This is a genomic window from Pseudochrobactrum sp. XF203, from assembly GCF_020341615.1.
Classification (GTDB): Bacteria; Pseudomonadota; Alphaproteobacteria; order Rhizobiales; family Rhizobiaceae; genus Pseudochrobactrum; species Pseudochrobactrum saccharolyticum.
Map to the genome: position 1 here is coordinate 2803233 of NZ_CP084392.1, position 9268 is coordinate 2812500.

At 51.3% G+C, this 9268-nt stretch carries 7 protein-coding genes, 1 tRNA gene and 2 rRNA genes (1 of these 10 running past the window's edge); 6 read left to right on the forward strand and 4 right to left on the reverse strand.

Annotated elements, in window-relative coordinates:
• Positions 1-34: 34 nt before the first annotated feature.
• From LDL70_RS12750 to LDL70_RS12760, 3 genes are all read left to right on the forward strand, one after another.
• On the forward strand, positions 35-1072 hold the full coding sequence (locus LDL70_RS12750; RefSeq protein WP_225685222.1) for an ABC transporter ATP-binding protein: 1038 nt from the start codon (positions 35-37) through the stop codon (positions 1070-1072).
• Between the two features lie 112 nt (positions 1073-1184).
• Entirely contained in the window at positions 1185-2207 is a 1023-nt protein-coding gene (locus tag LDL70_RS12755) for a Fe(3+) ABC transporter substrate-binding protein (protein WP_022709352.1), read from the forward strand.
• 155 nt (positions 2208-2362) lie between these two features.
• Positions 2363-4015, forward strand: coding sequence for an iron ABC transporter permease (locus LDL70_RS12760; protein ID WP_028233209.1), 1653 nt, complete (start codon positions 2363-2365; stop codon positions 4013-4015).
• A gap of 1 nt (position 4016) precedes the next feature.
• Here the strand turns inward: LDL70_RS12760 and LDL70_RS12765 are convergent, their stop codons facing one another.
• Positions 4017-4910, reverse strand: coding sequence for a LysR substrate-binding domain-containing protein (locus LDL70_RS12765; RefSeq protein WP_225685223.1), 894 nt, complete (start codon positions 4908-4910; stop codon positions 4017-4019).
• A 126-nt stretch (positions 4911-5036) separates the two neighbouring features.
• Between LDL70_RS12765 and LDL70_RS12770 the strand changes: the two genes are divergently transcribed.
• From LDL70_RS12770 to LDL70_RS12780, 3 genes are read left to right on the forward strand one after another with little or no spacing between them, the layout of a single operon-like run.
• On the forward strand, positions 5037-5660 hold the full coding sequence (locus LDL70_RS12770) for a glutathione S-transferase family protein (RefSeq protein WP_225685224.1): 624 nt from the start codon (positions 5037-5039) through the stop codon (positions 5658-5660).
• Between the two features lie 40 nt (positions 5661-5700).
• A complete protein-coding gene (locus tag LDL70_RS12775) occupies positions 5701-6741 on the forward strand; it encodes an LLM class oxidoreductase (protein ID WP_225685225.1) in 1041 nt (346 codons plus the stop codon).
• A gap of 47 nt (positions 6742-6788) precedes the next feature.
• A complete protein-coding gene (locus LDL70_RS12780) occupies positions 6789-7301 on the forward strand; it encodes a methylated-DNA--[protein]-cysteine S-methyltransferase (protein WP_225685226.1) in 513 nt (170 codons plus the stop codon).
• 516 nt (positions 7302-7817) lie between these two features.
• Here the strand turns inward: LDL70_RS12780 and LDL70_RS12785 are convergent.
• The 3 genes from LDL70_RS12785 to LDL70_RS12795 form a co-directional block, all read right to left on the reverse strand.
• Positions 7818-7894 (reverse strand) — tRNA-Met (locus tag LDL70_RS12785).
• A 79-nt stretch (positions 7895-7973) separates the two neighbouring features.
• Positions 7974-8088, reverse strand: a 5S ribosomal RNA gene (gene rrf / locus LDL70_RS12790).
• A 215-nt stretch (positions 8089-8303) separates the two neighbouring features.
• Positions 8304-9268 (reverse strand): 23S ribosomal RNA (locus LDL70_RS12795) (it continues 1842 nt past the right edge of the window).

Genomic DNA, 9268 nt, shown 5'->3' on the forward strand with positions numbered 1-9268 from the left:
CCACACCGGACAAAGTGATAACAGACTTGCTGCGTTGGAGGTTTCATCCGTCAGCAGACATTTCGACACCACTGCCGCACTGCAGGATATTTCGCTGTCTGTTGCTTCCGGTGAAATCATCTGTCTTGTCGGTCATTCCGGTTGCGGTAAGACCACTCTGCTGAAGATTATCTCCGGTATTGATACGCCGGACAGCGGCTCTGTTTTCATCAATAATCAGCCCATCGTCAGCGGCACGCATTTTATCGAACCGGAACAACGCCGCGTCGGCGTGGTCTTTCAGAACTATGCCCTGTTCCCGCATCTGACGGTCAAACAGAACGTCCTCTTCGGCTTGAGGAAAACACCGCGGACAACGGCCGCAGCTCGGGCTGATGAATTGCTGGCTCTGGTCGGATTATCCCATATGGCATCACGTTATCCGCATATGCTCTCTGGCGGCGAACAACAGCGCGTGGCATTGGCGCGCGCCTTAGCTCCGACTCCGGACATTCTGTTGATGGATGAACCCTTTTCCAATCTCGATCAGGGGTTGCGCCAGAAAGTACGCAGTGAAACCATTGCTCTGCTGCGCCAGTTGGGCACCACCGTTATTATCGTTACGCATGATGCCGAAGAGGCTTTGTCTGCCGGAGACCGGATCATCCTGATGAAATCAGGCAAAATCATCCAGCAGGGCACAGCGCATGAAATCTACGACCATCCGAACGGACGTTATGCAGCTGATTTCTTCTGCAGTTTCAATGCTATTCCGGGCACAATCAAAAGCGGGACGATTGAAACTCCGCTCGGCACTTTTCCGGTCAGCAATACAGAGCTCAGCGACGGACCGGTAACAATGTATCTGCGACCTTCCCATATTCTTCCGGTGGCTGGCACAGATAATCTGCAGAACACAACTGAAGGCACAGTGACAGGCCGTCATTTTCTGGGCGAAACTGAAGAACTGCTCATCCGCACCGGTGATCTGCAAACGCCCCTGCGCATCCGCACTTCTCTCCGGTTACCGGCCAATATTCAGAAAATACATTTGCAGCTGGATACGGACAAAGCGCTCTTCTTCCGCGATTAAACGCACATACAACCTGCTCACAAAGGCTTGACTTGACAGTCAAAGTCAACCAATAGTTGACTTTATTAATCATAATTTCTGTCCATGCAGTTTCAATCATGAAAGAGATACAATGACCAGAACCGGATATGCGCAAGCAGGCTTTGCTCTCGTCCTCGGAACCCTTTTCGCAGGCGCTGCGAATGCAGAGGAAGTCAATATCTATACCACCCGCGAACCGGGTCTGATCCAGCCTCTGCTTGATGCCTTCAAGGCTTCCAGCGGTATTACGGTCAACACCGTATTCCTGAAAGACGGTCTGGCTGAGCGCGTTGCCTCTGAAGGTGAAAATTCCCCTGCGGACATTCTGATGACCGTTGATGCGGGCAACCTGATCGACCTGACTGAAAAAGGCCTCACCCAGCCTGTGTCGTCCAAAGTACTGGAAGAAGCCGTTCCGGCACAGCTGCGCGATGCTAAAGGTGAGTGGTTTGCCCTGTCCATGCGCGCCCGCGTTGTTTACGCCGCCAAGGATCTGGATGTTACCGCTCTGAATTATGAAGATCTGTCCGATCCGAAATGGAAAGGCAAAATCTGTATCCGTGCAGGTCAGCATCCTTACAACACAGCCCTGATCGCCGATTACATCGCCCATTACGGCGCTGAAAAAACCGAAGAATGGCTGAAAGGCGTCAAAGCCAATCTGGCACGTAAAGCTGCCGGCGGTGACCGTGACGGCGCGAAAGACATTGCAGGCGGCATTTGCGATATCGCAGTTGCAAACTCCTATTATGTCGGCCTGATGCGTTCCGGCAAAGGCGGTGAAGAGCAGGTCAAATGGGGTGAAAGCCTCAAAGTCATTCTGCCAACCTTCAAAGAAGGCGGCACACAGGTTAATATCAGCGGTGCGTCTCTTGCCAAACATGCCAAGAACAAAGACGCTGCTGTGAAGCTGCTTGAATATCTGGTCTCTGATGAAGCTCAGAAAATCTATGCGGAAGCCAATTTCGAATATCCGGTTAAAGCCGGTGCGCCGCTCGATCCGATTGTGAAATCCTTCGGTGAGCTGACAATCGACAAAACCCCGCTCACAGAAATCGTAAGCCATCGCAAACAGGCCAGTGAGCTGGTCGACAAAGTAGGCTTCGACAATTAATAAAAAAGCGCCGCTCTTTATGAATAATGAAGAGCGGCGTTTTTTATATTAAAGCAGTTACGACGACGATTCGTTTCAACTGCAACACTGAGTGAAAGAGCGGTTTTCCGTTTCAGGACAAATCAAAGCCGCTCCGGATAATGGCGAGCCTTAATATGCCAGCATATTCTAAAAGCCGGTTTTTCCGCGCCGGATCTTTATGGCTCTGCCTTTCAGCAGTCAGCGCGTTTCTGGTTTTTCTGCCGGTGCTGGCGCTTGCTTTACAAGCCGCTCAGGGCTCAGACGGTTTATGGTCACATCTTCTGGCCACAACATTACCGGTTGCATTCGTTGATACACTCATTCTGCTGACCGGTGTCGGCATTATTGTTGCAATTGTCGGTACATCTGCAGCATGGCTGGTAACAGCCTATGATTTTCGCGGGCGCAAGATTCTGGAATGGGCTTTGCTGCTGCCGCTTGCTGTTCCGACTTACATTATCGCCTATGCCTATCTTGATATTCTGCACCCGATCGGCCCTGTTCAAAGCGCATTACGTGCACTCTTAGGGTTTGCCAGCCCGCGCGATTTCCGCCTGCCGGATATCCGCTCCATGACCGGCTGCATTCTGCTGCTTGGTTTTGTGCTCTATCCTTATGTCTATATTCCGACACGGGCGATGTTCCTTACCCAGTCTTCTTCATTGATTGATGCGGCACGAACTTTAGGCGTCACCCGTAATGCAATCTTCTGGCGCGTTGCTCTGCCAATGGCACGCCCTGCCATTGCCGTCGGCATCAGTCTCGCTTTGATGGAAACACTGAACGATATTGGTGCAGCTGAATTTCTCGGCATCCGCACGCTCACCGTTTCCATTTATACAACATGGGTCACGCGCTCAGACCTGCCGGGAGCTGCACAAATTGCACTGGCGCTTTTGCTGATCGTTGTCTGCCTCGTCTCGCTTGAACGCTGGGCGCGGCGCAAACAGCGTTTTTCATCCAGTGCAAAACGCAGCCAGCAATTCACGCCACATAAAGTCAGCGCAACACGTGGCGGCATTTTCTTTTTGCTGGGGCTTACACCAATCCTGCTCGGTTTTGTCTTTCCCGCTATTTATCTGGCGACTGAAGCATGGAAACGCATGCGTTTTGCCGGCATCTCGCCGCGCCTTTATGATGAAATCATCAATACGGTAATACTGGCTTCGGTCGCGACGATCGTTACACTCACCATCGGCCTGATCGTTGCCTATGCGATCCGGCTACGTCCGGGCAATGCCTCGCAATGGTTTTTCCGCTTTTCCACCATGGGCTATGCAGCCCCCGGAACGGTGATTGCGATCGGCGTGCTCATTATCACCGGCGCAGCGGATCGCTTTATCAGCCAGATCGCCATGTCATGGTTTAATATGTCGGTCAGCCTGTTCTTGCTGGGCTCCGGCGCAGCATTGATCTATGCCTATCTGGTACGCTTTCTAGCAATATCCGCCGGTAGTATTGATGCGGGGTTCAACCGTATCCCCGTAACCTATGATCAGGCATCCCGAACATTAGGTGAGACGGCAACCGGCACATTCCGGCACATTCATTTGCCTCTGTCCAAAACAGCGCTCAGTGCAGCGGCATTGCTGGTCTTTGTTGATTGCGTGAAAGAGCTCCCGGCTACTCTGCTGCTGCGCTCTCTCAACATCGAAACACTGGCAACCCATCTTTACGGAGAAGCGGCACGCGGTACCTATGAGGAAGCCTCGATTGCAGCACTGGCAATTGTTGCCATCGGCATCCTGCCGGTCATTGTCTTATCCCGTGTTGGGCGCCGCCTGTAAGCTACCTGCTCTCTGCTGCCGCTTCCTGATGCAGCCACTCAATAAACAGCTTCACAGCAGGTTTTTGTGCATTTTCGGGTAAGGTCAGCACATAATAAGCAAATTGTGTCGGCCAGGGGCGGTTTATTGCAAGAGCAAGACGCCCTGCCGCAATTTCCGGTCTGGCATAAATATCCCGCACAAGGGCGATTCCCTGTCCCGCCTCCGCAGCACGCAATAACAGGAAATCATCATCGAAAGCGGTGCCCCGCTCCGCTTCCGATGTCGGTTCCACACCGCAGGCAGTAAGCCACAAACGCCAGTCAGCACGATCTGAATCCTGCAGCAAAGGATAGGCCAGACAATCTGACGGCTCATCAATAGCTGGCCCCGAAGCCAGCAATGCAGGGCACATCACCGGCACAAGCTCCGGCGCAATCAAAGACTGCACATCATAAGACGGATAATCACCAAGCCCGTGACGGATCGCTATATCAACACGTCCGCCATGCAGGTTGGTTAAGCCGGACGACGCCTCAACACGGACTTCAATCTCCGGATTTTGTTCCATAAATTTACCCAGACGCGGCACCAGCCATGAAGCAGCAAAAGAAGGCAGCGTGCTGACAGTCAAAGTCTGCCGCCCCGTGCTTGTCTCAAGAGTGGCAAGACTCGCTTCAATCTGTGCAAATGCCCGCATCAATGCGGGATAAACACCCGCCCCTGCTTCCGTCAGTTCCACACCATATCGGGTACGTCTGAAAAGCGTTACGCCTGTCCGCTCCTCAAGCAGACGGATTTGCTGGCTTACAGCACCTGACGTTACTCCCATCGTCTCAGCTGCACTCTTAATGCTGCCCGTGCGTCCGGTCTCGGTAAAAGCCCGTAAAGCCAGCAATGGCAAAACCTTGCCCATAATTTAGTTTTCCTAAACTCAACGATCAGAATCAATCGTTTTATAAGTACACTATTACCAAATAAATATGTCTGCAGATGATGCTACCACAATTTAGATATTCTGACATATCATCAAAAGGAAAAAATGATTGAACTTTATAGCGATTCATCCCCGAACGGGTTCAAAGCAACCATTGCCCTTGAAGAAACAGGCTTAGACTACACACTGCATCATATTCAGATTGAACAGGGTGAACACCGCAGCGCGGATTTCCTGAAACTCAATCCGCATGGGCGCATACCTGTCATCACAGACAGTACAACAGGAATAGTGCTGTTTGAATCTGCCGCCATTCTGCTCTACATCGTTGAAAAATCCGACCAGTTACTGCCAAAATCTTTTGCGGAGCGCTGGCAGGCACTTCAATGGCTGCAATTTCATTCGTCCAGCATGGGCCCGATCTTTGGTCAGCATGTTCATTTCGAAATCTTCGCTGAAACCAAATTGCAGCCCGCTATTACCCGTTACCAAAAACTGACAAACGATATTTATCAGGTGCTCAATCAACGCCTGAGTAACGCTGAATATTTTGCCGGATCAGAATATTCCATTGCGGATATAGCGGCCTTCGGCTGGACACATATTGCTCAGATTTGCGGCTTCAACTTCGACCACTATCCGTACTTAAGCAACTGGCATCAAAAAATTGCTGCGCGGCCTGCTGTATTACGCGGCATTGCTTTGCCGCAACCGGCTACCGGTCCCTAGTCTCGATCTGCCAAGTTTTCTATTCCTTGAAAGCCTTATCATGAACAATAATCTGTCTGCTTCGGAAAACACATCCGGCATGTCATCAGAAGCCTTTGCGCACCATCCGGGTTACACCCGTATGTTTGCTGCCAATCAACTTACGATTGGCATATTTCTGCCGCTTCGCTTTTATCAAGGCGATATGCGCGTTCTTGAAGGGCAAACTGCTCTTGTCAAAGACATTGACCAACGCGGATTTGCTTCCGTCTGGGTGCGGGATGTTCCGCTATATGATCCATCTTTTGGTGATGCCGGCCAGATTTTTGATCCGTTCACCTATCTTTCCTATCTTGCCGCACAAACAACCAGAGTTTCACTGGCAACCGGCAGTGCGATTTTCTCCCTGCGCCACCCGATTGATCTCGCCAAAGCAGCAAGCACCATTGACCATTTGTCCGGCGGGCGGCTTGTTCTTGGAATAGCATCAGGCGACAGGCCGGTAGAGTTTCCGGCCTATGGTTTAGATCTGGATACAAGAGCTGAGCGTTTTGCAGAAACGGTCATCTATTTTCGTCAATTACTGGCAGAAAGCTCACTGCCGATACGCTCGAGTTTGGGAGAACTTGCACAAGCAGAGTTTTTGCCAAAGCCAGCTTATGGACGAATTCCTTTGCTGGTCACAGGATCGAGCCGCCAGACACCTCAATGGATAGCCGAGCATGCGGATGGCTGGCTGACTTATCCGCAACAGACACATACACAAGAAGGGCCGTTACGTCTGGCACAGAATATCCGTCGCTGGCGCGATGCAATTCCTGACCGCGGATTTCGCCCGCATGTCACGAATGAGTGGCTGGAGTTGACCGAGGATCCTGATTTCCCGCGCACACCACTCAATGGCGGCTATGTTTTGAAAACAGGCCGTAAGGGACTGATTAACCTTCTTGGAAAATGGCAGCAAGCCGGCGTTAATCATGCGGCACTTGGTATGCAATTTGCTTCACGTCCGCCATCAGAGATTATACAAGAATTGGCAGAAGAGGTTTTACCTTTGTTTCCATCGCTTGCTGGCGCTGCACCATCAAGCATAAAGTGGTAGATTGTTACCGCTTTATGCATTCAAAATACTCAAGCGGAACATTGCTCATGCCGGTATGTTTTTACTCAGGTTGTATTCGGACGCCTATCGGTGAGCTGACCGCTATTGTGAATGATCAGGGCGCGGTTATGCGCCTTGATTTTGAGAATGACAGTCGCGTGCATCCGGCCGATACACAAATCCCTGTTACACAGCACGATGATGCAGCTGTGCGCCATGTCGCGGAACAGATACATCAGTATTTCGCACGGGAGAGACATCATTTCGATCTCACCCTTGCACCACTTGGCACACCTTTTCTGAAGGCAGCATGGCAGGAGCTTGCAAAAGTGCCTTATGGTACAGTTGTCACCTATGGTGAACTTGCAGAACGTGCCGGTCATCGCGGCTCTGCGCGTGCTTTTGGCCGCGTGAATGCGATTAATCCGATTTCGATTATTGTTCCCTGCCACCGCGTCATCGGTGCCAATGGTCAACTAACAGGTTTTAGCGGCGGTCTAGCCAAGAAAGAGGCACTATTGCGTCTGGAAGGCAGCCTTTATCAGGAACGCTTACTCTGACAGCTTGAGTAGCAGTTTATAGCTTTCCCACTCAGTCGCTTGCCTATCGACTTTAGGCAGAAGGTACTGATCTAACAATTTTTCCTCTATGAGAAGAGCTATTGAATTTCGGATGTATTTCAGGAGATTTGGTTTCGGGTTTGGTTTTGTTTCGTTCGTCGGGCAATCGATACTTAATCGCTTGCTTTCCCTCCTCACCCTTCAGGTTATGAGCCTGATGAGGTGAGAGCGTTAAAAAATCGATTGATTATCGATTTTAGCTCGAACGGGCTGCATCAAGATGCATTAACACGCCTATGGGAATGGCGTCTGGATCGTGGTTTTATTGCTTTGAGGGAAGTTTGGTTGCGGGGGCAGGATTTGAACCTGCGGCCTTCAGGTTATGAGCGTGATGAGGTGAGAGCGTATAGAAATCGATTGCTTATCGATTTTAGCTCGAACGGGCTGGTCCCGAATGCATTGACACGCCTATAGGAATGGCGTCTGGATCGTGGTTTTAATTGTTTTGAGAGGATTTGGTTGCGGGGGCAGGATTTGAACCTGCGGCCTTCAGGTTATGAGCCTGACGAGCTACCGGGCTGCTCCACCCCGCGCCAGGGTAATTTATGAGCCGGTATTGGAAGTATTGGTTTTATTGACTGTGAGATGTTTTTATTTCTGAGCCTTTTGCAGACCTGGCAGCGACCTACTCTCCCGTGTCTTAAGACAAAGTACCATCGGCGCTGGAGCGTTTCACGGCCGAGTTCGGAATGGGATCGGGTGCAGCCGCTCCGCCATAACCACCAGGTCAGCAAAGGGCACAGAAACAAATAAGAAGCTGGGATTTTCGTGCATTGTTTTCAGTCAGTGGCGCCTCGAACACTCAGTGTTCGCAAGGCCGACTGGCCGTCGCGGTTTGTACCGCGCCCTCTCGGAGCCATTCACGAAGTGAATTAGGCGTGAGAGCAAACAATCCTATCATCGACGACCCTTGGTCGTCGCTGATGGATATTGATAATGAGAACAATCAAGTCGATCGAGCTATTAGTACCGGTCAGCTGCATGCATTACTGCACTTCCACATCCGGCCTATCAACGTGGTGGTCTTCCACGGCTCTGATAGGGAATACTCGTTTTAAGGTTAGTTTCCCGCTTAGATGCCTTCAGCGGTTATCTAGTCCGTATATAGCTACTCTGCTATGCCGTTGGCACGACAACAGATCCACCAGAGATACGTCCATCCCGGTCCTCTCGTACTAGGGACAGATCCTTTCAATATTCCTACACCCACGGCAGATAGGGACCGAACTGTCTCACGACGTTCTGAACCCAACTCACGTACCGCTTTAAATGGCGAACAGCCATACCCTTGGGACCTGCTCCAGCCCCAGGATGCGATGAGTCGACATCGAGGTGCCAAACAACCCCGTCGATATGGACTCTTGGGGGTCATCAGCCTGTTATCCCCGGCGTACCTTTTATCCGTTGAGCGATGGCCCTTCCACACGGGACCACCGGATCACTATGACCGACTTTCGTCTCTGCTCGACTTGTCTGTCTTGCAGTCAGGCGGGCTTATGCCATTGCACTCGACGAACGATTTCCGACCGTTCTGAGCCCACCATCGCGCGCCTCCGTTACTCTTTAGGAGGCGACCGCCCCAGTCAAACTACCCACCATACACGGTCCTGGACCCGGATATACGGGTCGCAGTTAGACATCTATGACGATAAGGGTGGTATTTCAAGGATGACTCCACGAAGGCTGGCGCCTCCGCTTCAAAGTCTACCACCTATCCTACACATGTCGCCACAAATGCCAGTGTAAAGCTATAGTAAAGGTGCACGGGGTCTTTCCGTCTAACCGCAGGAACCCCGCATCTTCACGGGGAATTCAATTTCACTGAGTCTGCGTTGGAGACAGCGGGGAAGTCGTTACGCCATTCGTGCAGGTCGGAACTTACCCGACAAGGAATTTCGCTACCTTAG